The organism is Rhodococcoides fascians A25f (assembly GCF_000760935.2).
In the GTDB taxonomy this organism is placed as follows: domain Bacteria; phylum Actinomycetota; class Actinomycetes; order Mycobacteriales; family Mycobacteriaceae; genus Rhodococcoides.
On sequence record NZ_CP049744.1, the window covers coordinates 2409175 to 2435842 of the forward strand.

26 protein-coding genes and 2 tRNA genes are annotated in these 26668 nt (G+C 62.6%); 16 read left to right on the forward strand and 12 right to left on the reverse strand.

Features of this window, described 5'->3' with window-relative positions:
• Nucleotides 1-2: 2 nt before the first annotated feature.
• Nucleotides 3-203 carry a helix-turn-helix transcriptional regulator gene (locus BH93_RS11480; RefSeq protein ID WP_037177323.1) on the reverse strand — a complete coding sequence of 67 codons (201 nt, stop codon included), beginning with the start codon at nucleotides 201-203 and terminating at the stop codon, nucleotides 3-5.
• Nucleotides 204-313: 110 nt separating this feature from the next.
• Between BH93_RS11480 and BH93_RS11485 the strand changes: the two genes are divergently transcribed.
• A complete protein-coding gene (locus tag BH93_RS11485; RefSeq protein ID WP_155291130.1) occupies nucleotides 314-940 on the forward strand; it encodes a helix-turn-helix domain-containing protein in 627 nt (208 codons plus the stop codon).
• Between the two features lie 133 nt (nucleotides 941-1073).
• On the forward strand, nucleotides 1074-2096 hold the full coding sequence (locus BH93_RS11490; RefSeq protein ID WP_242459184.1) for a site-specific integrase: 1023 nt from the start codon (nucleotides 1074-1076) through the stop codon (nucleotides 2094-2096).
• 43 nt (nucleotides 2097-2139) lie between these two features.
• Here the strand turns inward: BH93_RS11490 and BH93_RS11495 are convergent.
• Both BH93_RS11495 and BH93_RS11500 read right to left on the reverse strand, forming a co-directional pair.
• Nucleotides 2140-2213, reverse strand: a tRNA-Ile gene (locus BH93_RS11495).
• Between the two features lie 69 nt (nucleotides 2214-2282).
• Nucleotides 2283-4418: a molybdopterin-dependent oxidoreductase gene (locus BH93_RS11500; RefSeq protein WP_037177887.1), complete on the reverse strand. Its 2136-nt coding sequence runs from the start codon at nucleotides 4416-4418 to the stop codon at nucleotides 2283-2285.
• A gap of 83 nt (nucleotides 4419-4501) precedes the next feature.
• Here BH93_RS11500 and BH93_RS11505 point away from each other — a divergent pair, with 83 nt between their 5' ends.
• The 3 genes from BH93_RS11505 to BH93_RS11515 all read left to right on the forward strand — a co-directional run bounded on the left by BH93_RS11505 (nucleotide 4502) and on the right by BH93_RS11515 (nucleotide 6499).
• Nucleotides 4502-5305 (forward strand): serine hydrolase domain-containing protein, encoded by an 804-nt coding sequence (locus tag BH93_RS11505; RefSeq protein ID WP_037177327.1) that lies wholly within the window; start codon nucleotides 4502-4504, stop codon nucleotides 5303-5305.
• 144 nt (nucleotides 5306-5449) lie between these two features.
• The gene (locus tag BH93_RS11510) at nucleotides 5450-5962 is read left to right on the forward strand and encodes a DUF3145 domain-containing protein (RefSeq protein ID WP_032402504.1); all 513 of its coding nucleotides are present in this window, start codon (nucleotides 5450-5452) and stop codon (nucleotides 5960-5962) included.
• A 90-nt stretch (nucleotides 5963-6052) separates the two neighbouring features.
• Complete coding sequence (locus tag BH93_RS11515) at nucleotides 6053-6499, forward strand: cold-shock protein (RefSeq protein ID WP_037177889.1); 447 nt, start codon at nucleotides 6053-6055, stop codon at nucleotides 6497-6499.
• A gap of 32 nt (nucleotides 6500-6531) precedes the next feature.
• Here BH93_RS11515 and BH93_RS11520 read toward each other — a convergent pair whose 3' ends face one another.
• The 6 genes from BH93_RS11520 to aceE all read right to left on the reverse strand — a co-directional run bounded on the left by BH93_RS11520 (nucleotide 6532) and on the right by aceE (nucleotide 15123).
• On the reverse strand, nucleotides 6532-7965 hold the full coding sequence (locus BH93_RS11520) for an acyl-CoA carboxylase subunit beta (RefSeq protein ID WP_037177328.1): 1434 nt from the start codon (nucleotides 7963-7965) through the stop codon (nucleotides 6532-6534).
• 130 nt (nucleotides 7966-8095) lie between these two features.
• A complete protein-coding gene (locus BH93_RS11525; RefSeq protein WP_032379131.1) occupies nucleotides 8096-9346 on the reverse strand; it encodes a KasA/KasB family beta-ketoacyl-ACP synthase in 1251 nt (416 codons plus the stop codon).
• Between the two features lie 8 nt (nucleotides 9347-9354).
• Complete coding sequence (acpM, locus tag BH93_RS11530; protein ID WP_052058428.1) at nucleotides 9355-9699, reverse strand: meromycolate extension acyl carrier protein AcpM; 345 nt, start codon at nucleotides 9697-9699, stop codon at nucleotides 9355-9357.
• Nucleotides 9700-9784: 85 nt separating this feature from the next.
• A complete protein-coding gene (locus BH93_RS11535; protein ID WP_032379130.1) occupies nucleotides 9785-10693 on the reverse strand; it encodes an ACP S-malonyltransferase in 909 nt (302 codons plus the stop codon).
• Between the two features lie 128 nt (nucleotides 10694-10821).
• Complete coding sequence (locus tag BH93_RS11540; protein WP_242459185.1) at nucleotides 10822-12216, reverse strand: PucR family transcriptional regulator; 1395 nt, start codon at nucleotides 12214-12216, stop codon at nucleotides 10822-10824.
• 87 nt (nucleotides 12217-12303) lie between these two features.
• Nucleotides 12304-15123, reverse strand: a complete 2820-nt coding sequence (gene aceE, locus BH93_RS11545; protein ID WP_037177890.1) for a pyruvate dehydrogenase (acetyl-transferring), homodimeric type — start codon at nucleotides 15121-15123, stop codon at nucleotides 12304-12306.
• A gap of 258 nt (nucleotides 15124-15381) precedes the next feature.
• Here aceE and BH93_RS11550 point away from each other — a divergent pair, with 258 nt between their 5' ends.
• The 7 genes from BH93_RS11550 (at nucleotide 15382) to BH93_RS11580 (ending at nucleotide 19771) form a co-directional block, all read left to right on the forward strand.
• Nucleotides 15382-15804, forward strand: a complete 423-nt coding sequence (locus BH93_RS11550) for a DUF3052 domain-containing protein (RefSeq protein ID WP_032379129.1) — start codon at nucleotides 15382-15384, stop codon at nucleotides 15802-15804.
• Between the two features lie 31 nt (nucleotides 15805-15835).
• Nucleotides 15836-16297 (forward strand): peroxiredoxin, encoded by a 462-nt coding sequence (locus BH93_RS11555; RefSeq protein ID WP_037177329.1) that lies wholly within the window; start codon nucleotides 15836-15838, stop codon nucleotides 16295-16297.
• 87 nt (nucleotides 16298-16384) lie between these two features.
• Nucleotides 16385-16459: transfer RNA gene (locus BH93_RS11560), tRNA-Val, on the forward strand.
• A gap of 159 nt (nucleotides 16460-16618) precedes the next feature.
• Nucleotides 16619-16816: a hypothetical protein gene (locus tag BH93_RS11565; protein WP_037177331.1), complete on the forward strand. Its 198-nt coding sequence runs from the start codon at nucleotides 16619-16621 to the stop codon at nucleotides 16814-16816.
• Between the two features lie 39 nt (nucleotides 16817-16855).
• On the forward strand, nucleotides 16856-17731 hold the full coding sequence (locus tag BH93_RS11570) for a hypothetical protein (RefSeq protein ID WP_037177332.1): 876 nt from the start codon (nucleotides 16856-16858) through the stop codon (nucleotides 17729-17731).
• A complete protein-coding gene (locus tag BH93_RS11575; protein WP_037177333.1) occupies nucleotides 17728-18207 on the forward strand; it encodes a hypothetical protein in 480 nt (159 codons plus the stop codon). Before BH93_RS11570 ends, BH93_RS11575 begins: the two co-directional genes overlap by 4 nt.
• Before the next feature lie 430 nt (nucleotides 18208-18637).
• Nucleotides 18638-19771, forward strand: coding sequence for a DUF308 domain-containing protein (locus BH93_RS11580; protein WP_037177337.1), 1134 nt, complete (start codon nucleotides 18638-18640; stop codon nucleotides 19769-19771).
• Between the two features lie 514 nt (nucleotides 19772-20285).
• Here the strand turns inward: BH93_RS11580 and BH93_RS11585 are convergent.
• On the reverse strand, nucleotides 20286-21677 hold the full coding sequence (locus BH93_RS11585; protein WP_037177339.1) for an LLM class flavin-dependent oxidoreductase: 1392 nt from the start codon (nucleotides 21675-21677) through the stop codon (nucleotides 20286-20288).
• Nucleotides 21678-21847: 170 nt separating this feature from the next.
• Here BH93_RS11585 and BH93_RS11590 point away from each other — a divergent pair, with 170 nt between their 5' ends.
• The 4 genes from BH93_RS11590 to BH93_RS11605 all read left to right on the forward strand — a co-directional run bounded on the left by BH93_RS11590 (nucleotide 21848) and on the right by BH93_RS11605 (nucleotide 25241).
• Nucleotides 21848-22855, forward strand: a complete 1008-nt coding sequence (locus BH93_RS11590) for a methionine ABC transporter ATP-binding protein (protein WP_037177340.1) — start codon at nucleotides 21848-21850, stop codon at nucleotides 22853-22855.
• Nucleotides 22856-22938: 83 nt separating this feature from the next.
• Complete coding sequence (locus BH93_RS11595) at nucleotides 22939-23556, forward strand: methionine ABC transporter permease (RefSeq protein ID WP_197914658.1); 618 nt, start codon at nucleotides 22939-22941, stop codon at nucleotides 23554-23556.
• Nucleotides 23557-23582: 26 nt separating this feature from the next.
• Nucleotides 23583-24470 carry a MetQ/NlpA family ABC transporter substrate-binding protein gene (locus BH93_RS11600; protein ID WP_032379123.1) on the forward strand — a complete coding sequence of 296 codons (888 nt, stop codon included), beginning with the start codon at nucleotides 23583-23585 and terminating at the stop codon, nucleotides 24468-24470.
• Nucleotides 24471-24566: 96 nt separating this feature from the next.
• On the forward strand, nucleotides 24567-25241 hold the full coding sequence (locus tag BH93_RS11605) for a nitroreductase (RefSeq protein ID WP_037177341.1): 675 nt from the start codon (nucleotides 24567-24569) through the stop codon (nucleotides 25239-25241).
• Here BH93_RS11605 and BH93_RS11610 read toward each other — a convergent pair.
• Nucleotides 25238-25666, reverse strand: coding sequence for a hypothetical protein (locus tag BH93_RS11610; RefSeq protein ID WP_037177342.1), 429 nt, complete (start codon nucleotides 25664-25666; stop codon nucleotides 25238-25240). The two genes, BH93_RS11605 and BH93_RS11610, sit on opposite strands and share 4 nt — an antisense overlap.
• Nucleotides 25667-25710: 44 nt before the next feature.
• Nucleotides 25711-26652 carry an NAD(P)/FAD-dependent oxidoreductase gene (locus tag BH93_RS11615; protein ID WP_037177343.1) on the reverse strand — a complete coding sequence of 314 codons (942 nt, stop codon included), beginning with the start codon at nucleotides 26650-26652 and terminating at the stop codon, nucleotides 25711-25713.
• Between the last annotated feature and the right edge of the window lie 16 nt (nucleotides 26653-26668).

A 26668-nucleotide genomic window follows, 5' to 3' on the forward strand; every position in this document is an offset into this window, starting at 1 on the left:
CATCAGGCCGCGCCTTCTCCGCCGGTCGCCTGGGCGTCTTCCCATGCGATGACATCGACGAGCTTGTAGCGAGCGAAACGGCCAATCTTCGAGAACCGCGGGCCTCGTCCCTGACTTGCCCACTGCGCCAGCGTCTTACGTGGAATCTTCAGTCGAGTTGCGGTCTCGTCGCGTGTGAGCCAGTAGTGCTCAGTGGTTTCCATCGAGAACCTTTCGTTGATGAGATCTCGTCAATTTGGATCTTGAGCGTCGAGGTCTCATCAATTACTACATGAGTGTTGTGGATACCGCAAGACCCTCTATAGTTGCGGGTATGACATCAGAACCATGGGCGGACGCTCAGGCGCGACGCATTGGCGAAACAGTGAAGTCGCTTCGGGGTAAACAATCAGCGCAATGGCTGTCGGACCGAACCGCCGAGCTGGGTCACCGCGTCTCACGCAGCACCATCTCCGAGATTGAGACTGCTCGTCGAAAGACTGTTACGACCGCTGAATTAACCGCTCTTGCATGGTCTTTGAAAGTTCCGCCGGTCCGCCTTCTGTTTCCTGACCTACCTGGTGGTCGGGTCGAAATTGTGTCTGGAGAAACCTACGAATCGGCCACAGCAATGATGTGGTTTTCGGGTGAAACAACCTTTCAGCCTGACATCCTCAAGGCCGGTTGGGATGAGAAACCGGAGGCGGAGCGGATGGAAGATCTCGCCGAGGTGCGATCTGTCACCGACGGGGCGAAGCTGGTTGATTTGGCGCGTCAGCAGAAGCACACGGAGTCCGAGATTGAGCGGCTGACCGCTGTTGCCAACAGAATGCAGGCGTCGGACCAGCCGGAGCTGGCGTCCACTTTCGTAAACGAGATCGCTGGAAAGCAGGCCTACCTCGCGTATTTGGACAAGGAGATACGTATGACGCCGGGCGCGGTCGTAGACGATGGCAGGTAGACCGCCTCTTCGCATTGGCCAGCACGGCAAGATCACGCGGACGGATCTGGGTGGGGGACTTTGGTTGGCAAAGTGTCGTTACCGCGACGATGACGGGGTAGTCCGGATCGTCGAACGCCGCACACCTGCAGGCGTGCGGGATCAGCACGGCAAGCATGCAGAGCAGGAACTGCTGACTGCGCTCGAGTCGCGTCACGCGCCGAATGAGGAGGAGATCACCGGCGCGACACTCGTGGCCGCGCTGTGCAAGACGTATCTATTGCGGCTCGCCGACGAGGGCCGATCGACCGCCACAACGGACACCTACCAGTTCGCGCTCGCCAAGCTGCAAACGTGGACTGCAGGACTGAGGGTGTCCGAGGCGACGCCGGGCCGGATGGATACGGTTCTTCGCGCCATGAGCAAGACGCACGGCGCAACAATGGCCCGCCAGGCCAAGACGGTCTTGCGCGGCGCGCTCGGAATGGCTGTTCTCGCCGGCGCTCTCCCGACGAACCCGCTCAGGGATGTCACCGCGATCAGGGGGAAGGCCGGCACCAAGGGCTCTCGCGCTTTCACCGCGGCTGAGCTCCGTAAGCTGTTCGCCGACCTCGGGGCGTCCGAGTATTGCCGAAGGCACGACCTGGTCGACCCAGTCACAATGCTCATTGCCACGGGTCTGCGTCGGTCGGAATTGCTGGGCCTGCTGATCGACGAATTCGACGGTGCCACAATTAAAGTCACAGGCAAGGTGGTGCGGGTCAGGGGTGTTGGTCTGGTTCGCAGCCCGACGACGAAATCTGATGCGGGGGAGCGGACAATCCCACTGCCTCGCTTTGCGATCGAGATGCTTGAGCGGCGAGCGGGGGAGCTGCACCCCACCGATCAGGGCGTCATCTTCCCGTCGACAGCCGGGACTTTGCGAGACCCGAACAACTTCGGCAAAGAATGGCGGAACGCGCGTGAGCTACTCGGCGTACCCGACACGACGTCACACAGTTTCCGAAAGGCACTCGCTACGCTGATAGATGACGAGCGGCTACCGGCGCGGATGGGGGCCGATCACCTCGGGCACCGCAACGTGTCGATGACCCAGGACAAGTACATGACCCGAGGCCGGATCCATACCGAGGTCGCGGATCTCCTCGATCGGACCGTTGCCATAAGTGATGAATAAACGATGGCCTTCTCAGTGTTGCCACCGAAAAGGCCATCTGACGTGGGGCGGGCGGGGCTCGAACCCGCGACCAATGGATTATGAGTCCACGGCTCTAACCGACTGAGCTACCGCCCCAAGCGCGTACTAGGTACGAGCCTGCAGAATCGTACAGAATCACGCCGCCTCGTCGGTGCATCGGGGGAGCTATTTCGCCCGGACCTGCACCGGGACGCCGTTGAGGATCGCATTGGCCGAGACGGCGTCGACGCGGCCCGGGTCGGTGATGTCGTTGACACTCGGTCCTTGCACCGTCGTCGCGACGGACAACTGGACACCGGGGCGCTGATGACCGAAGCCGTGCGGCATGCTCACCACGCCCGGCATCATCTTCTCCGATGCCGCCACCTCGATATCGACGGTTCCGGCGGCGGAGGTGACCGACACCATCGACCCGTCCTCGATGCCGCGGTGCGCAAGATCGTCCGGATGTGCCAGAAGCTGATGTCGCGCTTTGCCTTTGGTGAGCCGGGCGGTGTTGTGCATCCACGAGTTGTTGCTCCGTAGGTGCCGCCGTCCGATCATCAACAACTCGTCACCACTCGGAACTGCGCTGGAATGCATCAGATCCACCAACGCGGGAAGTTCGGTGACCACGACGTCCTGAATCAACTGGACACGCTTGTCCCGCGTCTTCAACTTCTGCGGAAAGCCGGGACGCAGTGGACCGAGATCGATGCCGTGCGGATTTGCCCGAAGCTTGCGTAGCGACAAGCCTTTTCGTCGGCTACGGAGCAGGATGTCCAGAGTGCGAGCAGGGGACAGGCGCAGGCGTGCCTCACCGATGATGCTCTTCGGGCTCACTCGTGCTTTCAGTCGATCGATCGTCGAACCAGCCATCCGGTTCTTGTAGCGCAGCGAGAGATCCCGGAAGATCTCCCAATCATGCTTGGCGTCAGCCTGCTTGGGCAGAACCGCGGGCATGTATTTCGCGGTGTTGTGTACCGCGAAAGAATTGAAGATCAGATCGTAGTGGTCGCGTTCCAGCGACATCGTCGGCGGCAGAATCACGTGTGCGTGACGCGAGGTCTCGTTGATGTAGAAGTCGAACGACACCATGAAATCCAGGGCCGCGAAGGCGTCGTTCAGGGTGGTGCCGCCGGGCATCGACAACACCGGATTTCCGGACAGAACCGCCATCGCGCGGATCTGGTCTTTACCTTCGGTGGTGATCTCGTCGACAAGCGTCGAACAGGGGTATTCGCCTGCGAACTCGGGCAGATTCCGAACGCGACTGCGCCACTTGTCGAAGTGACCGCGGCCGACGATGCCCTGCTTGATCAGATCGATCGCGGGATCGGTCACCATGGCACCGCCAGGGCGGTCGAGATTGCCGGTCACGATGTTGAGCACCTGAATGGCCCACTGACACACGGTGCCGAATTGCTGGGTCGACACTCCCATTCGGCCGTAGGCCACAGCAGATTTCGCTGCGGCGAAATCACGAGCGAGAGTCGAGATCTCGTCCGCCGAGATTCCGACCACGGGGGCGACGGCCGCCGGGGTGAACTCCGCGACGAGATCCGCGAGTCGATCGGCCCCGTCGATGTAGTCGGCCACCTTCATCGCTCCGTCGACAACGATGGTGTGAATCATCGCGAGCAGCAGCAGTGCGTCGCTGCCGGGGCGAACGAAGAAGTGTGTGTCGGCGATGTCGGCGGTCTCGGTCTTGCGCGGATCGACCACGACCAGGCGGCCACCCCGTTTGCGCAGTGCCCGCGCTCTCTTGGCGAAATCTGGCACCGTCATCATGCTGCCGTTGGACGCCATCGGATTACCGCCGAGGACGAGAAAGAAATCGGTTCGATCGATGTCGGGGATCGGTAGCAGCAGCTGATGGCCGTACAGCAGATGGTCGACGAGCTGATGTGGCAGCTGATCCAGCGAGGTGGCGGAGTAGCGATTGCGCGTCCGTAGTAGCGAGGTGAACGGAATTCCGTGCGTCATCGCGCCCATCGAATGCACGTTGGGGTTTCCCTGATAGACGCCGACCGCGTTGCGCCCGTACTTCTTGCGCGTCGAGACGAGACCCTCGACGACGAGGTCGTATGCCTCGCTCCACCCGATCTTCTCCCACTTGTCGCCCACCCGCTTGACCGGTGTGGTGAGTCGATCGGTATCGGCATGAAGATCGATCAACGACAGTGCCTTGGGGCAGATGTGGCCGCGTGAGAGTGGATCCTTCTCGTCACCCCGGATCGACACCACTGCGTCGTTCTCCACGGTGAACTCGAGCCCGCAGATCGCCTCGCACAAATTGCACGATCCATACACAACCGACATCGCATCTCCCATTCCTGTGGACCGAGAGTAGCCCGGCGGGGGACCGGGGCACCGTCATCGGCCGACAATTAGGCTCTGGAGTTGTGCCTACCCTCGATCTCACAGCCTCGTGGCCCGTCGATCATGTTAGTGCCGCAGTCGTCACCGACTCCGGTGTTCGGGAGGAAGTCGGCGACGCCGACAGTGTCTACGAACTCGCCTCGGTGACCAAGCTGCTCAGTGCGTACGCGGTCCTCGTTGCCGTCGAGGAAGGCGCGGTGGAACTCGATCAGCCCGCAGGGCCGGAGGGTTCGACGGTGCGTCATCTGCTGGCACACGCGTCGGGGTTGGCGTTCGGCGACCGCACAGTCCAGGCACCGGCCGGCACCAAACGGATCTATTCGAGTGCCGGGTTCGAGGTGTTGGCCGAGCTGATCGAAGCCGAATCAGGCATCGCCTTCCCCGACTACTTGGACGAGGCCGTGTGCACGCCGCTGCAGATGACGAACACGTCGCTGCCGGGGTCGGCCGGTCACGGCGGCCGCTCCACACTCGCCGATCTGACGAGGTTCGCGACCGAGTTGCTCGCGCCGACGCTCCTGGCGTCGCAGACACTGGCGTCGGCGACAGAGGTGCAGTTTCCCGGTCTCAACGGAATCGTGCCCGGCTACGGATCACACAAGCCCTGCGACTGGGGGCTCGGGTTCGAGCTGCGCGGTGAGAAGACCCCGCACTGGACCGGCAGCAACAACTCGCCGTCCACGTTCGGTCACTTCGGGCAGGCCGGAACGTTCCTGTGGGTGGATCCCGCAGTATGCACTGCATGCGTGGTGTTGACCGACAGGGCGTTCGGAGACTGGGCCAAACCGCTGTGGCCGGAGCTGTCCGACGCAGTGCTGGCAGGGTGAAACTCGGCTGTTCCCAGATTGCACTGGCGCAACAGGGGCAACTCGGGGCACACTAGTACACACACGCGTTGATTCACTGCAGCCCGCCGAAGCATGTCGAGGTCGTTGGGGAAGACGTCCCTCGTCGAAGCTGGAGGTAGTGCAATGCGTGGATCGAATCAGTTCGCAGAAGCGACGTCGGGTGTTGTGTACATCCACTCGTCGCCCGCTGCTCTGTGCCCGCACGTCGAATGGGCGTTGACCGACGCCCTCGATTGCCGTGCGAATTTGAAGTGGTCTGCGCAGCCTGCCTCCGATGGTCAGCTCCGCGCCACCACCGACTGGGTGGGCCCGGTCGGTACCGGAGCCAAGCTCGCCGGCATCCTGCGCTCGTGGCAGATGCTGCGGTTCGAGGTGACCGAGGACGCCAGTGAAGGCGTCGACGGCGAACGGTTCTCGCACGTACCCGGATTGGGCCTGTGGCGCGGAACGACGAGCGCGAACGGTGACGTGGTACTCGGCGAGATGCGACTGCGCGCCTTGATGGAAAACAACCAGGGGAATTTCACTGCAGCCGTGGAGCATGCTCTCGGCTCGGACTGGGATGCTGCCCTCGAGCCGTTCCGCACCGGTGGTGCCGGAGCGGAAGTGACGTGGTTGAGCCGCGACGTCGGTTAGCTGACCGGGTTGCTGGGGCCTGGGTGTCGCGGTAGTTTCGCGGGCGTGCCTGGGTAGGCATGTGGGAACGACCGTGGAGTGGTGAGTTCGATGCTGTCGACTGGAAAAGTGATTCGATTCGACGAGTTCAAGGGGTACGGATTCGTAGCGCCGGACGAGGGCGGCGAGGACGTGTTCATTCACGTCAACGATCTGGACTTCGACAAGAGACTGTTGGCACCCGGGGTTCGAGTCGAGTACGTCGCCGTGGAAGGCGACCGAGGCCTCAAAGCCACTCAGGTACAGATCATCGACGGTCCGGCATCGACCGCGCTGGTCACCCGACGCAAGCCCGACGTGCCGTTCCACGACATTCCGGTCAGCGAACACCAACAACTCGAAGACGTCATCTGCGACGTGCTGTCCGAAGGGGACTTCACCGCGGAACTGACCGAGGCTCTCCTGACCGCCAACGGCACCTTGTCGGCCACGCAGATTCTCGACATTCGATCAGCGATTCTGCAACTGGCTCACGATCACAAGTGGATCGAGAGCTGACTACACGAGGCGGCGGAGAGCCTCCCGAGTGATCAGAGTGGAATGTTCTTGTGGTTGCCCCGCGCCGCGGGGGCATCCGCGAGTGCTTTCGTGACCGTGCTGCGAGTCTTGCTCGGCTCGATGACCTCGTCGACGACGCCGATGGCCACTGCGCGCTCGACGCCACCGGCGATGCTCTCGTGTTCGACGGTGAGGCGATCGTGCAGTGCCTCACGCTCTTCGTCGGGCGCGGCGGCGAGTGCCTTCTTGTGCAGGATGCCGACGGCTGCCTTGGCGCCCATGACGGCGACCTCGGAGCCGGGCCAGGCGTACACGGCAGTGGCACCGAGTGCGCGAGCGTTCATGGCGATGTACGCACCGCCGTAGATCTTGCGCGTGACCAGGGTGACGCGAGGAACGGTCGCTTCGGCGAAGGCGTGCAACAGCTTTGCGCCGCGGCGGACGACGCCTTCCCATTCCATGCTGACACCGGGCAGGTATCCGGGAACGTCGACGACCACGATGAGCGGGATGCCGAATGCGTCGCACAGGCGCACGAAACGGGCTGCCTTCTCTGCACTTTCGGAGTTGAGGCAGCCGCCGAGGCGAATGGGATTGTTGGCGATGACGCCGACGGTGCGGCCGCTGATGCGTCCGAGACCGATGACGATGCTGCGGGCCCAGCCGCCCTGGAACTCCTCGAAGGTCGATTCGCCTTCGACGTTGTCGAGCAGCTCGTGGACGATCGGGTGCACATCGTATGCGCGACGGTTGGATTCGGGCATCAGAGCCCGGAGATCGGTGTCGCCGTGCTCGGCGGCGGCGATGTCGAATTCGCCCTGCTCGCAGAACATGGACACCAGACGGCGGGCGCGGGTGAACGCGTCCATCTCGCTGTCGGCGACGATGTGGCAGACACCGGACTTCTTGTGGTGTGTGTCGGGGCCACCGAGCGAGGCCATGTCGACCTGCTCGCCGGTGACGCTGCGGACGACGTCGGGACCGGTGACGAACACGCGTCCCTCGGGAGCCATGATGACGACGTCGGTCAACGCAGGACCGTAGGCGGCGCCGCCGGCCGCGAAGCCGAGGACGACGGAAATCTGGGGGACGAGGCCGGATGCTCGAACCATGGCCTCGAAGACGAGTCCTACGGCATGGAGAGCTTCGACGCCCTCGGCCAGGCGAGCGCCACCGGAGTGCCACACGCCGACGAGCGGAGCGCGCTGTTCGATGGCGGTATCGATGGCGGCGACGATGTGCTTGCAGCCGTCGACGCCCATGGCACCGCCCATTACGGTGGCGTCGGAGCAATACGCGATGGTGTGGACTCCGTCGATCTCACCGGAGGCCGCGAGAATGCCGGACTTGTCCCGATCGTGCAGGGGCACAGTGGTTCCGGTGTCGAATAGGTTCTCGAGGCGGGCGAGTGGATCGCGGGGATCGGTAGAAGTACCGGATCGAGTGACGGGAGCCAGAATTGTCATCGCTTGTCCTTCTTCAGGGCCCCCGTGGGGGCGAGGCCCGAACCGGGGCCGTTCACGAGGAACGGTCCCCGGTTCGGATCATGCACTGCGAGAGCGGGATTCGCTGAGTCGAAACGATCGACTCAGTGCATCACGCCTTTCCGAAGGCGAGCGCTACGTTGTGCCCACCGAATCCGAACGAGTTGTTGATCGCGTAATCGATCTGTCCGACGCGGGGCTCGCCCTTGACGACGTCGAGATCGATCTCGGGATCCTGATTCTCCAAATTCAGTGTGGGAGGGATGATTCCCTCACGCACTGCCAGCACCGTCAGAACCGACTCGAGGGCACCGACGGCACCGATCGAGTGGCCGAGAGCGGATTTCGGTGCGTACACCGCTGCGTGATTTCCGACGGCCTTGTTGATCGCCAGCGCTTCGGCAGTGTCTCCGATGGGAGTTGCCGTTGCGTGGGCGTTCACGTGGGTGATGTCGGACTTCTGCAGGCCTGCGGTCTCGATGGCGCGCTGCATCGCACGCGCGGCACCCTTGCCCTCCGGGTCGGGAGCCACGAGGTGGAACCCGTCGGAGGTGATTCCGGCACCGAGCAGGCGGGCGTGAATCGTTGCGCCGCGAGCCTTGGCATGCTCCTCGGTCTCGATGACCATGAGCGCACCCGCTTCACCGAAGACGAAGCCGTCACGATCCTTGTCGAACGGACGTGAGGCACCCTTCGGATTGTCGTTGTTGGTGCTCATCGCCCGCATCATGGAGAAGCTGGCGATCGGAACCGCGTCGATGTAACCCTCGACGCCACCGGTGACGACCATGTCCGCGTCGCCCATCACGATCATTCGCCATGCGTGAGCGATGGCTTCCGATCCCGAGGAGCAGGCCGAGACGGGAGTGATGACGCCGGCCTGCGCTTTGAGTTCGAGTCCGACGACCGCTGCGGGGCCGTTCGGCATGACCATCTGAACGGCGAGCGGAGACACCTTGCGGTAGCCGCCGGCCTTCATCTTGTCGTTGGCGTCGATCAGAGAATCGCCGCCACCGAGGCCGGTACCGATCGACACGCCGAGGCGGAGGGGATCGACGTCGGGGGTACCGGCGTTCTTCCACACCTCGCGACCGAGCACGGTGGCCAGCTGCTCCACGTAGCTCAGGCGACGAATCTCGACCCGTGAGAGCAGGCTCTGCGGGTTCACCGCGAGGTGTCCGCCGATCCGCACGGGCAGGTCGTACTCGGCGACGAAATCGTCTTCCAGAGTTGCAATCCCGCTGTCGCCGTTCAGCAGACCCTTCCACGTGGCATCGACGTCACCCGCAAGTGACGTGGTCGCAGCGAGGCTGGTGACGACGACACTGGGGAAGCGTCCGCTGGCGGTGGATGGGTTGGTCATGGGCCCTGTCACTCGCTCGCGGAGTCGTCGAGCTTGGCCTTGATAGCTTCTGCGGCTTCGGGGTTCTCCGCTTCGAGCTTCTGGATGTAGTTGACGGCGTCACCGACGGTGCGCAGACCTGCGAGGTCCTCGTCGGGGATCTTCACGCCGTACTTGTCCTCGGTCTGCACTGCGATCTCGACCATGGAGAGCGAGTCGATGTCGAGGTCGTCCACGAAGGACTTCTCGATGGTCACCTCGGACGGTTCGATGCCCGTGACCTCTTCGATGATCTCTGCAAGTCCGGCGATGAGGTCTTCCTGGCTGGCCACTGTTGTGGGTCCCTTCTCTTCTGTGTCGAACGCCGAAGTCATGTGCTTCGAGACGCGGTTGTGCATTTCTGCCACTCGGGGAGTGGAAGTAGATCCGCAGTGCTGAGACTGCGGTGTGGTTACCGAGCTATCCGAGCTCGGCCAGTGCGGAAATGTCCGCCGGTGTCTTCAGGCCGAGGTTGGCGACGCCGCGCAGTTCACGCTTGGCGATGCCGACCAGTGCGCCTGCCGGGGGCAGTTCCACAAGTCCGGTGACCTGCGCGGTGCGCAGGTAGGCGTTGCACAGATCCCACCGCACGGGGCGAGTGACCTGAGCGGCGAGTTTGTTCAGTGCGTCGGCACCCGAGGTGACCGGCTGACCGTCCGAGTTGGACAGCAGCGTCCGCGACGGCTCCGATGGCGTGATGGCAGCAGCGGCCGCGGCAACGGTGTCGCCCGCCGACGCCATGTATTTGGTGTGGAACGCGCCTGCGACCGGCAGTGCGCGAACCCGGGCCTTCTCGGGCGCGCTCTCGGCCAGCTCGGCGAGCTTGGTCAGCAGTCCGGCTGCGACGATCTGTCCGGCGGCGTTGACATTGGCCGGGGCGAGGTCGAGTTCTTCGAGTCGGGCGAGCACGGCGGCCTCGTCGCCGCCCAGGACGGCAGACATGCCGGTCGGTTCGAGCGCACAGGCCTTGGCCATAGCAGCGCCACGGACCGCGGCGAGGGAGACTGCGTCGTCGGAGGAGATGACGCCGGCGATGGCCGCGGCAGCAAGCTCGCCCACGGAGTGTCCGGCGATGACGGCATCCTCGGGGAACAGGCCGCGGGCTGCGATCTCCTCGAAAGCGAGCAAAGCGGACGCCACGACCAGCGGCTGTGTCACCGCGGTATCGGTGATCTCCTCGGCTGTGGCCGTGGTGCCGAGGCGAACGAGGTCCAGGCCGGAAGCCTTCGACCACAGTGCGAGGCGGTCTGCCGCACCCGGCAATTCGAGCCAAGGCAGCAGCATGCCGGGAGTCTGGGAGCCCTGACCGGGCGCAAGCAACGCAATCACAGGGTTAAGAGAACACTGTCGGGGCCCGTCTGAGTGATGTCGCGCTCGATGAACTCTCGACAAGCAATTTGTGGGAACCCTACAAATTGCCTCGTGGGGATCCGCCATCGCCGGAGGGTGGTTGCTCGTTACGTGACTACTTCTCCGAATGTGACCTGTGTGACAAATGGGGCAGGATGGGGCGGTTCGTGATGGGTTCGAGCCAACCTTCCTACTGTTGCTGCAACTCGGAGCACGTACGCATCGCGCGGGTTGGTGGGATCGCGCCCGGTTACCTCGGCAATGCGCTTGAGGCGATAACGGACGGTATTTGGATGAACAAACAGCTGCCGTGCGCAGGTTTCGACGGCGCCGCCGCAGTCCAGATAGGCGTCGAGCGTGTCGGCCAATCCGGAACCCGCCGCAGCCAACGGAACGACCACATGATCGTTCAGCGCCGATATCGCCGCACCGTCGTTCAGCAGCGCACGCTCGGGTAGCAGCTCGCCCGCATGCACCGGACGCGGTGCGCCTCGCCAACCAGCCACGGCCTGCATCCCGGCGAACGCCTCGAGGGCGCTCGAGTGCGCCGCTCCCAGAGTGCGGGTGGTGGGACCGATGACGACGGGCCCGTCGGAGAAGTTCTGCAGCATGTCGTCGATGAATGCGTGGTGGGCAGACGAATCGGTGATCTGGCCGCTGACCACCATGACCAACCGCGTCCCCTGAACAACGGCCAGTGCTGCGCGCCCGTGCTTCTGCGCCACCGCGTGCACGGTTCCGACGACGGACACACCCCGATCGTCCGGGGGAGTGCCGACCAGCACAGTGGCGGGCGCGGTGGCGTCCCAGTTCAACGTGGCGGCGCGGGACAGCATGTCCGAGCCGGTGTCTCCGCGCACGACGGCGTCGACCACGAGGGCTTCGAGGCGGGTGTCCCAGGCTCCACGGGACTCGGCGGCGCTGGCGTAGACCGATGCGGCCGCGAAGCCGAGCTCGCGTCCGTACCGCAACACGGCCTCGGTCAGGGCCACCAACTGCTGATCGTTGCGTGCCAGAGCCGGAAGCCACTGCTCGAAGAACTCCATCGCCACGCGGACCATGTCGACCGTCTGGCGCAGAGTGAGGCGTCGGGCGAGGTCTTGGGGGATGACCTGAAAGGCATCGAGAGAGAAGCGAATGTCGCTGTGGGGATTCTTCAGCCACTCGAGAAAGTTGTCGACGGCTGTCTGAATCAACAACTGCACGCTCGCGCGTTGGGCCGCGTCCAGATCGCCGAAGAACGGCAGCTGGCCCTGCATCGTCGTCACGGCCTCGGTCGAGAGTCGGCCGGAGAACTGTTTGACCCGTCGCAGAAGGGCGTCGGGCAGAGGATCGCGCTTCTGGCGGGAGGGTGCAAGTGAGGCGACCGGGAGGTGCACCTCGTTGTCCGACGTCAGGGAATCGCGAGTCAACGAATCGCGCAACGCTTCGCGATAGGCGTCGCGTCGGGACACATCGCGTGCGGACGCGCTGCCCGGAGGTTCGGGTTTCGCATCGGACATAGGGAGAACCTACGCCCGACCCCCGCCCCTATCGCGACGGACATGCTTCGCGACGTGGGACGGGGGTCGGCCGAACAGGCGTGGAACCTACGCCGAACCGGTGTCGGCGAACGACGTCGGAGCTGCAGTCACGTCGTCGATCTTGTACTTCTCCGCGGCCTCGACAGCCTTGGACTTGTCGATCTCACCGGATGCTGCAAGGGCCGACAGCGTGGCGACGACGATCGACTCGGCGTCGACGTTGAACACCCGACGCGCGGCCGGACGGGTATCGGAGAACCCGAAGCCGTCGGTGCCGAGAGTGACGTAATCGCCCGGAACCCACTGGCGAATCTGGTCCGGCACTGCACGCATCCAATCCGAGGACGCGACGACCGGGCCGTTGGCGTCGGCGAGCGCCGAGGTGACGAACGGAACACGCTTGTCTGCACCGGGATTGCGCAGCGACTCCCGCTCGGCATCGACGCCGTCGCGCCGCAGTTCGCCCCAGGACGTCACCGACCAGACGGCCGAGCGCACGCCCCACTCCTCGAACAGCAACTCTCGGGCCTTGCGGGCCGAGACCATGCCGACGCCCGACGCCAGCAACTGCGCCTCGGGTCCGTCGCCTTCCTGCGGAGCAGCGAACCGGTAGATGCCCTTGAGCAAGCCCTCGACGTCGAGGTTCTCCGGCTCGGCCGGCTGCACGTACGGCTCGTTGTACAGGGTGATGTAGTAGAAGATGTTCTCGCCGCCGAAGCCCTCGACACCTTCGGTGCCGCCGTACATCCGTCGCAGACCGTCCTTGACGATGTGTGCGATTTCGTAGGAGAACGCCGGGTCGTAGGCCACAGCCGCCGGGTTGGTCGACGCCAGCAGCAGCGAATGACCATCGGCGTGCTGCAGACCCTCACCGGTCAGGGTGGTGCGGCCGGCGGTGGCACCGAGGACGAACCCACGAGCCATCTGGTCCGCGGCAGCCCACAGGCCGTCGCCGGTGCGCTGGAAACCGAACATCGAGTAGAAGATGTACAGCGGGATCATGACCTCGCCGTGCGTGGCGTACGAGGTACCGACCGCGGTGAACGACGATGTCGAGCCGGCCTCGTTGATGCCCTCGTGCAGGATCTGACCGACCGAGCTCTCCTTGTAGGCGAGCATCAGCTCCGAGTCCACCGAGGTGTACAGCTGGCCGTTGCGGTTGTAGATCTTCAGCGACGGGAACCACGAGTCCATGCCGAACGTGCGGGCCTCGTCGGGGATAATCGGCACGATTCGGTGGCCGATCTCCTTGTCTCGCAACAGCTCTTTCATGACGCGCACGAGCGCCATGGTGGTGGCGACTTCCTGCTTGCCGGAGCCCTTGCGGAGTGTCTTGTACGTGTCGTCGCTCGGCTGCGGCAGCGGCTTGACGTCGACGCGCCGCTCAGGGACGAATCCGCCGAGCTTGGCACGCCGATCGAGCATGTACTGGATCTCGGGAGCGTCCGCACCGGGGTGGTAGTACGGCGGCATGTAGGGATCCTTCTCGAGCTCCTCGTCGGAGATCGGGATGTGCTGAATGTCGCGGAACGTCTTGAGATCGTCCAGCGTCAGCTTCTTCATCTGGTGCGTGGCATTGCGACCCTCGAAGTGCTTGCCGAGGGTGTAGCCCTTGATGGTGTGCGCCAGGATGACCGTCGGCTGGCCCTTGTGTGCCATCGCTGCCGCGTAGGCAGCGTGCACCTTGCGGTAGTCGTGGCCGCCGCGCTTGAGATTCCAGATCTCGGCGTCGGACAGATCCGCTACGAGCTCTTTGGTGCGGGGATCGCGGCCGAAGAAGTTGTCGCGGACGTAGCTGCCGTCGTTGGCCTTGTACGTCTGGAAGTCACCGTCGGGGGTGGTGTTCATGAGGTTGACGAGCGCGCCGTCGCGGTCCTTGTGCAGCAGCGAGTCCCACTCGCGGCCCCAGACGACCTTGATGACGTTCCAGCCGGCTCCGCGGAAGAACGACTCCAGTTCCTGGATGATCTTGCCGTTACCGCGCACCGGGCCGTCGAGACGCTGCAGGTTGCAGTTGACGACGAACGTGAGGTTGTCCAGACCCTCGGTCGCAGCGACGTGCGCAAGTCCACGTGATTCCGGCTCGTCCATCTCGCCGTCGCCGAGGTACGCCCACACGTGCTGATCGGAGGTGTCCTTGATGCCGCGGTCGTTCAGGTAATGGTTGAAGCGAGCCTGGTAGATGGCGTTCATCGGGCCGAGGCCCATCGACACCGTCGGGAACTCCCAGAAATCCTGCATCAGACGCGGGTGCGGGTACGACGGCAGTCCACCGCCCTCGGACTCGTGGCTGGCCTCCTGACGGAAGCCGTCCATGCGCTCGGCCGGGATACGGCCCTCGAGGAACGCGCGGGCATAGATGCCGGGGGAGGCGTGACCCTGGATGAAGATGTGGTCGCCGCCGCCCGGGTGATCCTTGCCGCGGAAGAAGTGGTTGAAGCCGACCTCGTAGAGCGCTGCGGAGGACGCGTAGGTGGAGATGTGTCCGCCGACGCCGACGCCGGGACGCTGCGCGCGGTGCACCATGATGGCCGCGTTCCAGCGGATCCAGGCACGGTAGCGGCGTTCCATCGACTCGTCGCCGGGAAACCACGGCTCGTTCTCGGTGGGGATCGTGTTGACGTAATCCGTAGACGTCAAGGACGGCAGCGCAACCCGGCGCTCGCCGGCGCGCTCGAGCAACCTGAGCATCAGGTAGCGAGCGCGGTTGGGGCCGGACCTCTCCAACAAGCCGTCGAACGATTCGATCCACTCGTTGGTCTCGTCGTTGTCGATATCGGGCAGGTACGACGCGACACCCTCACGGATGACGCGGACCCGGCCGTCCGAGCCCTTCTTGCCTGCAGACGATGTGTTCTGCCGTTCGCCGCTGTTCACTTCGGACAACGTGTGCACTCCTCAATGTGGCGGACGCTCGGTGTGGCGCCCGGTCCCGGTAGACCCGCCCCTGTGACGGCGGTCTACTTTCCTCGTTCTCGTGATTCCTCCCCAATCCTGCTACATCTTGTTGGTTCTGGTAGTACAGAGGTCCAATACCCACCAGTAGAAATTTATGTACTCAATTTCGGCGCGGTCAGCTTGCGCGAACGGCTTCAACACTGTTCGCTTTGTCTACTGCACCCACAATTCAAGGAGGTCACCACCGTGGTCGCCGCGGCGGACGCTCAGAACTACGCTCAGAAACTTGGCATAACTCGCGACATGGTCGTACAGGAGCTGGGCTGGGACGAGGACACCGACGATGATCTGCGCGCCGACGTAGAAGATGCGATCGGTGGGGAGACCCTCGACGAGGATTCCGACGAGGTGATCGATGTTGTGCTGCTGTGGTGGCGCGACGGAGACGGTGACCTGGTCGATGCACTCATGGATGCAATCGGTCCGCTCTCGGACGATGGCATCGTGTGGGTCCTCAGCCCCAAGACCGGCATGTCCGGTCATGTCGAACCCAGCGAGATTGCCGAATCCGCCCCGACCGCAGGATTGACGCAGACCTCTGCGGCAAATCTCGGCGACTGGATCGGAAGTCGATTGGTTCAGCCCAAGACTCCTGCCACCAAGCGGTAGGCCGATGCTCGACACAGGAAGACGGTTCTAGATGCCGATCGAGGTTGGCGCGGTTGCGCCCGACTTCACCCTCAAGGACCAGAACAACCAACTGGTCACGTTGTCGTCGTACAGGAACGTGAAAAACGTTCTGCTCGTGTTCTATCCACTGGCTTTCACCGGCACGTGCCAGGGCGAGCTGTGCAAAGTGCGCGACGAGCTACCGACGTTCGAGAACGACGACACCGCGATCCTGGCGATCTCGGTGGGTCCGCCTCCGACCCACAAGATCTGGGCTGCAGAACAGGGTTACACCTTTCCGCTGCTGTCCGACTTCTGGCCACACGGTGAAGTGGCTCAGGCGTACGGCGTGTTCAACGACAGCGCAGGATTCGCCAATCGCGGAACGTTCGTCGTCGACAAGTCCGGAATCATCAGATTCGCCGAAATGAACGGTCCCGGGGAAGCCCGAGACAGTTCATCGTGGTCCGAGGCACTCGCACAGGTGAACTGACCTGCGGAATTGTAGTTAGAGATCAGACACGATAAATTTCTCCAAGCGTTCCGGTGGCCCGGGGTTGTCCCCAGGCCACCGGTACTCGGGCGTATAGCTCAGCGGTAGAGCTCTGGTTTTACACACCAGCGGTCGGGGGTTCGAACCCCTCTGCGCCCACCAATGTTTCCCCAGGTTAGAGGCTCGCGGCAGGATTAAAGCCAGTCCGGCAATCCGTGCAGTCCGCAGTGAGAATCCCTACGGTTCGTATCTGTCCGCTACCGATGTGTTCGCCCACGTTCATTCGAATGCCGCATCGAGCCGGCCTAGATCGACGCGTGGGTGCGCAAGATCGACACAGAGTCGAGCGGTAACCCGCACATCGCGCAGCAGATCGTCAACGGCACCGGCGAGGCAGCCGATCCGCTCATCGGCACTGTCAACACGGGCATGAGCAAGAACGAAGTGACTACCGCGATCGGCGACGCGACCAACTGCGCGATGCGGCGAACCGAACAGGGAAGGACCAGGACGCGATAGCTGCAAGAGTTTGTCGGTGGTCGCAACTAGTCTGGTTTCGTGACCGAAATTGCCGCAGCGGACTACCGACACCCCAAGTGCTACGCCAACACTGGGGGAGGATGCTCGACCAAGATCTCGGGCGAGCACTACATCTCTCATGGCCTGATCAAGCTCTACAGCTTCGATGATCCCAACGCGACGATCCGGCATGACAACGGCCTAGGCGTCCGGCGGTTCGTCCAGCCGAAGAAGTTCGTCGCGAATGTCCTGTGCGAGACGCACAACAACGGTTTATCGGATGCCGACAAAGCAGCTATCAAGCTTGCGACATTCCTCCGCGCAATTGCTTTGCGCTACCGGGGCGGCGCAGGCGATTGGGGAGAAGTCGAGTCGGTCGAGATCTCCGGCGATGATTTTCAGCGGTGGGTGCTGAAATTACTCCTTACGCACGCTGCGGGGAATGCCTTCGGCTCCGACGGAGTCGCGGTCGAAAGCCCGATTATCGATGACTCTATCCATCTCCTGCTCGACCGCGCAGCATGGCCTCGGACCTGGGGACTTTACGTCGCCGCTGACACCGGTCACCAGCATCTCAAGTTCGACCCCTTCTCGCGGGTCGAGACCGTAACCACCGACTGGTGTAACGCGTACCCAATGTTCGGCAACGAAGGCAACGCCATGCGGGGAGGACTCGTCGAGCTGGCGGGTGTTGGTTTCGGCTTGAGTTTGTTTAATCCGGGACGCCGGAACCGGCTGCATCGTGCTGTGGGACTGAGACGCCGCTTCGACGATCCGCGGAATCCTGCGCGAGGAACGGTCCAGAAGCCGAAGTACATTGCGTGGGTGCGCGACGGGGTCGAAAAGCGCATTAACTTCGCTTGGAACGACCAGCACGAGAACAAGAGCGTCACTTACACGATGAGGACGGCATGATCGACCCCGTATGGGCTGGCGTCGTGGGTACCGCGGTAGGCGCTGTTGCGGGTAGTGCAGCGTCCCTACTCGCTCCGCTAATCAACTGGCGAACCGAGAAGAAGCGCCTTGGCGTCGAGAAAGATAACGCGAAGGAGCTCGCGGATCACCAACACACACTCGACCTCTCGCGGATCCAGCGCGAGGCTGAAGCCTCCGAGCTCGAGGCGAAACGTGTATGGATCGCACAGTGGCGGGAGGGTGTCGCAGAAGCGACGACGAACTACCATGACGCGAGCCGACGGGCGAGCGTGCACTTGAGGCCGCTTGCTGGCGTCCCCTGGTTCGAAACCCTTCGGCCGCATCTGGACGAAACCAATCTTCAGATTGCGGTCGACTTTCTTCAGCCGGTTTTCGTTGAGATCGACGAACAGAAGTCCAAGGCCTTGTCGGATGAGATCACTCGAATCGCTCGCCAATGGCACGTGTACGAGTAGCAGAACGGCCCCGCCTCAACCGGGAGATCAAGGGCGGGGCCTTTCCACAAACATCGCGTAGCTGCAGCCCGCGGTGTTGGGATCTGTAGTGCCCGACACCCCGGGTCGACGCAAAAACTTGGAACTGTCTAAGCGCCGAACACAACCGTCGACACGCCAGAGCTTTCGCCTCCCGGCAGAATGCAACACCTCGACCCCGCTCGCAGGGGGACACTGCGATTGACGCGAACGTGTCACTCGGTACGGTAGCTTCTATCTATATGTTCACCGTTGACGTGACCGGGTTCTACGCGTAACGGTACGCGAATTAATTGCTTGCGCTAGATAAAAGTGTGTGAGCGTGTTAAACATCGAAAATCCTGTATACGCTCCGCGAGAAGGCTACGATCCTATCCAAGGGTGCTCTCTCCAACAAGCTTGGGAGTTCGAAATGGCAGCTATTGCGGCGATCACGCTTGACTCAGTCCCGGGAAAAGTCGACGCGATCAAGTTGTACCAGAAGGCGACGTCTGCAGGCTGGGTCGTATTGGAAAGCTACACAGAAAATGAGGGCGGCTCAGAACCAGTTACAATCTTTTCTAAACCGTTCGACACGCAGGACGACGCTGCCTTTGGCGTGGCAATACTCGGTGACGATTTAACGGGTTATATCGTACGCGATAATAACTACGACGGCGGCATGGTCTTCCTGAATAATCCGGATCAATCAAACGACACAATGCGAGAAATTGCTGGTCGCTTTGAGGGCAAGTTCGACTGGACCGGCCCGTCCGTAGTTGTGAAGCCGACTGCTGCGGCCGGCCCAGATCGATCTGGGCCGGTAGACGAGCAACCGAAAACGGATGTCACTGAACACGACGAGACTGACAACGCTGAACTGTTCAAACTTCTCTTCGCTGCGCTCGGGGAAGCGAAATCAGCGAAGTCTGCAGCTGACTACCTAGAAGCGATCTCTTTACCTGTTCTCGCAGCGAACACCTGGAGGTTGGCTACTGACCAGCGACTTGTCAAAGTTCTTGGAACCTCCGCTGATTCCGATCTGGCGCTAATTGCGCGGGATGTTCTGCGCGTAAGGAATGGGCTTCCAACCGCAGCTGCGGCCGATCGTGAGAAGGCAATTTCTTTGAACGATCAGAAGCGTGCCAACTTGTCCAATGATTTTCTCAAAGAGAACGTCAAGCTTGCTAAGTCTGTTGTCGCGCAGCGCGTTCGGTGGACTGAGTTATCGAATTTCGTCCCCCCTTTCCTAGGCGTTTCGCTGATTTTTTCCGGGATTCTGTCGATCATTGCGTTCCTTTTAACAAGAGATCACCACATCGACGGATACCAACTCCCGCTGGTGCTGTTCGTTCTTGCGCTCATTGCAGTATCGCCCTCGGTGCTTTTGCTTCTTGAGAGGCCTCTCCGGGGATTAGACCATTGGTCGCCAGGCGGCAAAGTCGAGGACGATGCGAAAGCTGAGAAGGATGAGAAAACGGAAGATCCAGCCGCTCCCGATTCTGTATCTGAGAAAGAAGAAACTCCAGTCACCTCGCGTTTGGAAATTAAGATCGTGAGTGATTGATTGGTACTGCACCTGGCAGAGTTGAACGCAACTGAGAAAATGCGTCTTGGGGTTTCACGTACGCGGTGGCGAAGACCGGTGGTGCTGACGGATGTCTACATCAAGGCGTCCGGTGCCTTGGCAGGGAAACTGGAGAGGCGGAGTCGCTGTTCGGCCTAGTCTCTATCGCCTCTTCGGGGCACGCGGCGACGACATCTCGAAGGCACTTTCATCCTCGCCGCGTCATCGTTCAGAAGGCAGGTCGTCGAGTTCGCGGACTCAATACGCATTGCCTTGTTCATATACGATCCGGCGGGAGAGGTGTGAGCGGCGAACCAAGGTCGCGCGCAAGTTCCATTGAACAAACGACTGTGCGGTGAGGGCGTCAATCAAACGGATGATCTGACTGCCTTCGCTGAATCCGGTGACCTCATGCTCCTCGGCCTAGTTCAGAGGTCCGCCAACGAACTAACGGGGTCCGTGTACCGGTTTTACATACCAGCGGTTGGGGGTTCGAACCCCTCTGCGCCCACCATCAAGCCGATTCTCGGCTTGACCGAACCTCCCGCACGATCTGCTGCGCCCGGTGTTCCTCGGGCAGTCGATCACCTTTGCCGAAGAGCTTGTGACGCAATGTGCCCGGCGTGTACTCGGTGCGATAGGCACCCCGCCGCTGCAATTCGGGGACGACGAATCGCACGACGTCCTCGAACGTTCCCGGGGTGATGGCATACGCGAGATTGAAGCCGTCCACGTCGGTCTCGTCCACCCACTCCTGCAATTGGTCTGCGACTTCGCCGGGGGACCCGACGATGCGCGGACCGGCACCGCCGATACCGCCCCACTCGGCGATATCGCGCACCGTCCATTCCTTACCGTCGGCCCCGATCGACTGGAACGATGCGACGAACGACTGAATCGCATTGCTCTCGACATTGCCGAGTGGCTCGTCGAGCGCATACCGCGACAGGTCGACGCCCATCCAGCCCGACATGAACACCAACGCACCCTCGGCACTGGCATACGACCGATACTCGTCGTGTTTGGCATGGGCGAGCTCGGATGTCTCGTCGGTGACGATGGTGAGCAGCTGATAGATCCGCGCCGAATATGGATCACGGCCGGCATCGCGCAGCGCCCGACGAATATTCGAAACCGTCTGCGCCAGAATCTCCTTGGTGGGTGCTCCGACGAAGATCGCTTCGGCATTCTGCGCCGCGAACCGTACGCCACGCGGCGACGCGCCGGCCTGGAAGATCACCGGCGTCCGCTGCGGTGACGGCTCGGCCAGATGGATACCCGGCACCGTGAAGTGCTTGCCGCGGTGGCCGATTCGATGCACCTTGGTTGGGTCGGTGAACACACCGGTCTCGCGATCGCGGACCACCGCGTCCTCGTCCCACGACGCCTCCCACAACTTGTAGAGCACCTCGAGGTACTCGTCGGCGTGGTCGTAACGATCGTCGTGCTTCAGCTGATCGTCGTGGCCCATGTTCTGCGCCGCCGACGGTAGATACCCGGTGACGACGTTCCACCCGATGCGGCCATTGGTCAGATGGTCGAGCGTGGAGAGCCGTCGCGCGAACGGATACGGATGCTCGAAGCCGGTACCCGCAGTGATCCCGAAGCCCAGATGCTCGGTGACCGCGGCCTGCGCGCTGACGAGCAACAGTGGGTCCGATACGGGAATTTGCGCACCGTGCCGGATGGCGGCGTCATGATTGCCGCCATACACGTCGTACGTGCCGAGGACGTCGGCGATGAACAAACCGTCGAACAGGCCTCGTTCCAACAGCTTCGCCAGATCGGTCCAGTAGCCGAGTTCCTTGTAGCGCCACGACTGATCGAGTGGATGACGCCACAGACCGGGAGACTGATGCGCGACGCAATTCATGTCGAAGGCATTGAAGCGAATCTCACGTGACACGGGGGAACTCCTTCGGCGGGACGACCTGTCTTCGATATCGACAGCGGTGCGACGCTACCGACGACCCAAACCGATGGGAACAGTTCGGATCGTGATGAGTCGATAGCTGGTCAGCAGCGCTTCGATACCTCAGTGTTGCGCAGTCACATCAGCGAAAAGAGCGTCGGAGCATGATCGAAATAGCGCAATTGACCAAGACATACGGGACGGGGGAGAACACGACCGTCGTCCTCGACCGGCTGGATTTCACGGTGCAGTCCGGCGAGATCCTGGCCGTCGTCGGTCCCAGTGGTGCCGGCAAAAGCACGCTGGCCCAATGTATCAACTTGCTGACTCGGCCCACCTCGGGCTCGGTGATCGTCAACGGAGACGACCTGGCGCAGTTGAATGCCAAGCAACTTCGGGTGGCGCGCCGCCGCATCGGTACCGTTTTTCAGTCGTCGAGCCTGCTCTCGCGTCGAACGGTGGCGGAGAACGTCGCATTGCCCCTGGAGTTCCTCGGAGTCACGAAGGCCGAGACGGCCAGGCGAGTGGGAGAGCTTCTCGACCGAGTAGGGCTGTCCGACAAAGCCGCTCGCTATCCGTTTCAGCTCTCGGGCGGACAGCGTCAACGAGTGGGAATTGCGCGAGCATTGGCACTTCGGCCGTCGGTGTTGCTCTCCGACGAGGCCACCTCCGGGTTGGATCCGCAGACCACCGAGTCGGTGGTCGAGTTGCTGCGCGAACTTCGTCGCGATCTCGACCTCGCCATCGTGTTCATCACTCACGAAATGGATACCGTTCTGCGAGCTGCTGACTCGGTGGCCAGGCTCGACCACGGCCGCATCGTCGAATCCGGGAAGCTTATCGATCTGCTGACCGACCACACGTCGGCGCTCGGCAACGAGCTGCGCCCCAGGCGTGACGACGCACAGGCAGCGACCGGCGACGTGCAATGGAACGTCACCTACGATTCGCCCGATGTTCCGCAGGACTGGATCGGGCGGCTGGGCCAGGATCTGGGCGCACCGGTCGCGCTGTTGGGAGCCTCTGTGCAAGTAGTAGCCGGAGTGGCTGTCGGCAGCGCCTCGCTCGGCATCGGTGCCCACCTGAGTGGACGTGTCCCCGGTGCGCTCACGGCTCTCGGATTGTCCGGATCTACGAATACCGAGCAGCCGATCCTGGAGGTCGCGTCGTGATCGCGGTACTCGCGGCAGGCAACAAGGTTCCGGTAGACGAACTGCCGGCTCTGCTGTTGCCCGCGTTGGGCGACACCCTCACGATGGTCGGGATCGTGATGTTCATCGTGGTTCTCGTCGGTGTGCCCCTCGGTGCGGTGTTGTTCAACCTCGGCCATGGCGGGTTGTTCGAGAACCCGGTGCTCCATGCTCCGATCAGCTGGATCGTCAGTATCGGTCGGTCGTTACCGTTTCTGATCTTGATGGCTGCACTGGTTCCGGTCACGCGATGGATCACCGGAACGAACATCGGTATCGCAGCCGCTGTGGTGCCGATGTCGTTGGCGGGCATCGCATTCTTCACCCGCATCGTCGAGAACTCACTGCGCTCGGTTCCGACGTCGGTGGTCGACGTCGCTCGGGCGTCGGGTGGCTCCACACTGCAGGTCACCACCACGCAGCTGTCCGAGGCGGTGCCGTCGATCATCGGTGGACTGACGATCAACGTCATTGCCATGATCGAGTACTCGGCTATCGCCGGAACCATCGGTGCAGGCGGAATCGGTTATGTTGCAGTCACATACGGCTATCAACGATTCGATCACACCGTGATGATCGCGACGATCGTCATTCTGATTCTCACCGTCGCCGCCGTCCAGCTCGTCGGCGATGCCCTTGTTCGCTACACCACACCTCATCAGCGTGCCTTGCGCACTGCCTGAACCGCATTCGAGAGGTCCAACCCATCATGACAACGTCCACCGAAGCGCACGGCTTCGAGCTGAAGAACCGTCGAAAAGCGCCCTGGATCATCGGTGCCGTCGTGCTGCTGATCGCACTCGCCGTGATCGTCCGCATCGCGTTCTTCGGCGACACGGCCTCGGCCAACGACACCGAGGGCGCAACGCTTGTCGTTGCCACGGCCGAGGGGAACGCGTCCGAGCAGGCCCTCGTGAATTTCGTTGCAGAGCAGGTCGCCCCCAAGTACGGCATCTCGGTCGAGTTCCGCGGACTCGCAGACAGCAACACCATCAACCGCGCCGTCAGCGAAGGGGAAGTAGCGGCAACCGTCTACCAGCACAAGCTGTGGCTCGGCCAGGTACTCGAGTCCAACCCCGACTTCCAGGAAGAAGCCGCAACCCCGGTGTTCCGGTGGGGCTTCGGATTGTGGTCCGACAAGTACTCCGACCCAGCTCAACTGCCGGACGGCGCAACGGTCTCGCTCTACTCCGATCCGGCCAACGAAGCGCAGGGTCTGTGGGTACTCGAACGAGCCGGTCTGATCACCCTCGACCCCGCCGTCGACAAGTCGACGGCCACGCAAAAGGACATCGTAGGAAACCCGAAAAACCTGAAGTTCACGCTGCTGGACTTCGCGGCGCAGTCACGGGCATTGCCGGATCTCGATGCAGCAGTGGGCTATACCGAGTACTACCTGGCGGCCGGTATCCCCGTCGAGAAGCAGATCTTCGCACCGCCGGCACCGGACGAGTTCGCCGGACAGCTCACGATCGGTAGCCGTTGGGCAGATACCGACAACATCAAGAACCTCGTCGCTGCGTTCAAGGACCCTGCGGTGCAGGAATTTCTGGCGACCGACCCGCGGGTGAAGGACATCCTGCTTCCTCTGCAGTGAGCAGTGCCCGCCCGACGGTCCAGCGCATGACCGTCGGGCGTGGCCGTGGTGTTACCTTCGATCCGCACCCGACAGCACTGACACGAGGCGGACGACGTGACCCGGTACGACGCGCTGACAGAACTACTCGACGAGAGATATTCGTGCCGGCAGTTCCTGCCGAAGCAGGTATCTCGTGAAGTGCTCGAGCAGTTGTTGGCGGCCGCTCAGCGCACTCCATCGTGGTCGAACACTCAGTCGTGGCAGGTCATCGTCACCGAGGGCGATGCCACCCGGAAGTTTTCCGAGGCACTGGTCGAGCACGTCGCATCCGGCGTCCCACAACCGGACTTTCCGTTCCCGGCCAGCTACAACGCCCTGCACCGCGCGCGGCGACGCGAATGCGGCGGAGCACTGTACGAGAGCATCGGTGTGGTCAAGTCCGACACCGAGGCGACGACGCGTCAGTTCATTCGCAACTACGAGCTGTTCGACGCCCCGCACGCGGCCATCATCACCACCGATGCCGATCTGGGTGTCTACGGGGCCGTCGATTGCGGGTTGTATCTGCAGACGTTCCTGCTTGCCGCCCAGAGTCTCGGTCTCGGAGCCATCGCGCAGGCAGCATTGGCCGCCTACTCACCGTTTCTGCACGAGTGGTTCGACATCCCGGACACCCGCCGCGTGGTGGCCGGCATTTCCTTCGGCTACCCGGACGAGACCCACTCGATCAACGGATTTCGCACCAGCCGAGCGCCTTTGGACGAGACGGTGAGATTCGTCAGCAGCTAGGGCGCGAGGTGTGGCCCGAACTTGACTTCGATCTCGGCGAAGTAGGCGTCGGCCAACGCAACGAACCGCTCCTCGTCGAGCGCGATTCGATCGCCGACGGCGTATCCCAGAATGCTCTTGGCGGGATCCAAGTTTATGGTCGGATCGCTGGTCATGATGTCCTCGGCTGCTGTCATCGACGCGGCGAGCACGCGGACCTCGTTGAGCGGATTGCCGTTCTTCTTCTCCTGCCCACGCATCCGGTGCAAGAAATACACCTCGAGCGTCAGCACGAGATTGTTCAAGAAAGCGACGTCGAATGCCTTGTCCGCGGCGGTCGTCTCCGCGCGGCCGGATGCGACCGCACGATAGGCAGACAGCTGAGAATCGAGGCGCGCACGGCAGGCGTCGATGTATTCGCGTGGGTACGACTTCACGGACAGCACGGGGGAGATGTTAATCGGCGTCGTAGGTGGACGCAGGGCAAACGTCAGCCCCGAAGGCGACGAACCAGCTCGGTACCGACATCCGTGCCCGAGCGCCACGCGCTTTCCACCCGGGGCGCTCCGGACGCACACCATTGATCGCCGGCGAACCCGACGAGTCGTCCGTCGCGCTGCTCGAGCGCAAAAGTGGAATCGTGCTGCGACGCAGGCTTTGCGAACGTCCATCGATGGGCGTGCGTCCAGCTGGGTGCCGTGGAAACGACCGACAGTTCGCGCAGCGCGTCGAGAACCGGGGCGATCACCGCGTCGGGATCGCCGAGATGCTGTTGTGCACGCTCCGAGGTCGTGTGCACCACCAATACGGGTGCACCGTCACCCCGCCGGGCACCGTCGTCGACGACGAACGCGATATCGGGATGATCGTTGACGAAGGCCGCGTCGCGGAACGGCACATCCAACCCGTCGAATCCGCATGCCACCGCGATGACCGGTTCGTACTCGACGGCGTCGGGGACTGCGGTCAGTCGCGTCGCTTGAGGATCGGGCATCGCCACTACGATGTGGCCGTCGGGTAGGTCGGTCAACTCGGAGGATCCTTCGATGTCGAAGTCGCCCAGCAAGTCTCGTACCAGAGAACGAAGCCCGTTCGGGGTGGCCCATCGAACCGGGCCGGTGGTGGTGCACGGTGCCGTCTCGGGCTTGAGAATGCCGAACGTGTTGGCCCACTGGCGCGCCAGGCCCCTCGACTCCCAGTCGGCCACCACCGTCGAGAATTCCTGATCGCGAACGGTGAAGTAGCCGGCACCCAGATCGACGCGTCGTCCGTGCAACTCGGGGGAGGACATCCGTCCGCCGGGAGCGCGTCCTCTGTCGACGATGCGAAACGGCACGGCTGCGTCGTGGAGAACCCGGGCACATGCCACGCCTGCAATACCCGCACCGACAATGGTGACTGGACCGGTGGAGGAGCCCTCTTCGGAGTTCATCGGTCCAGTATGCCGG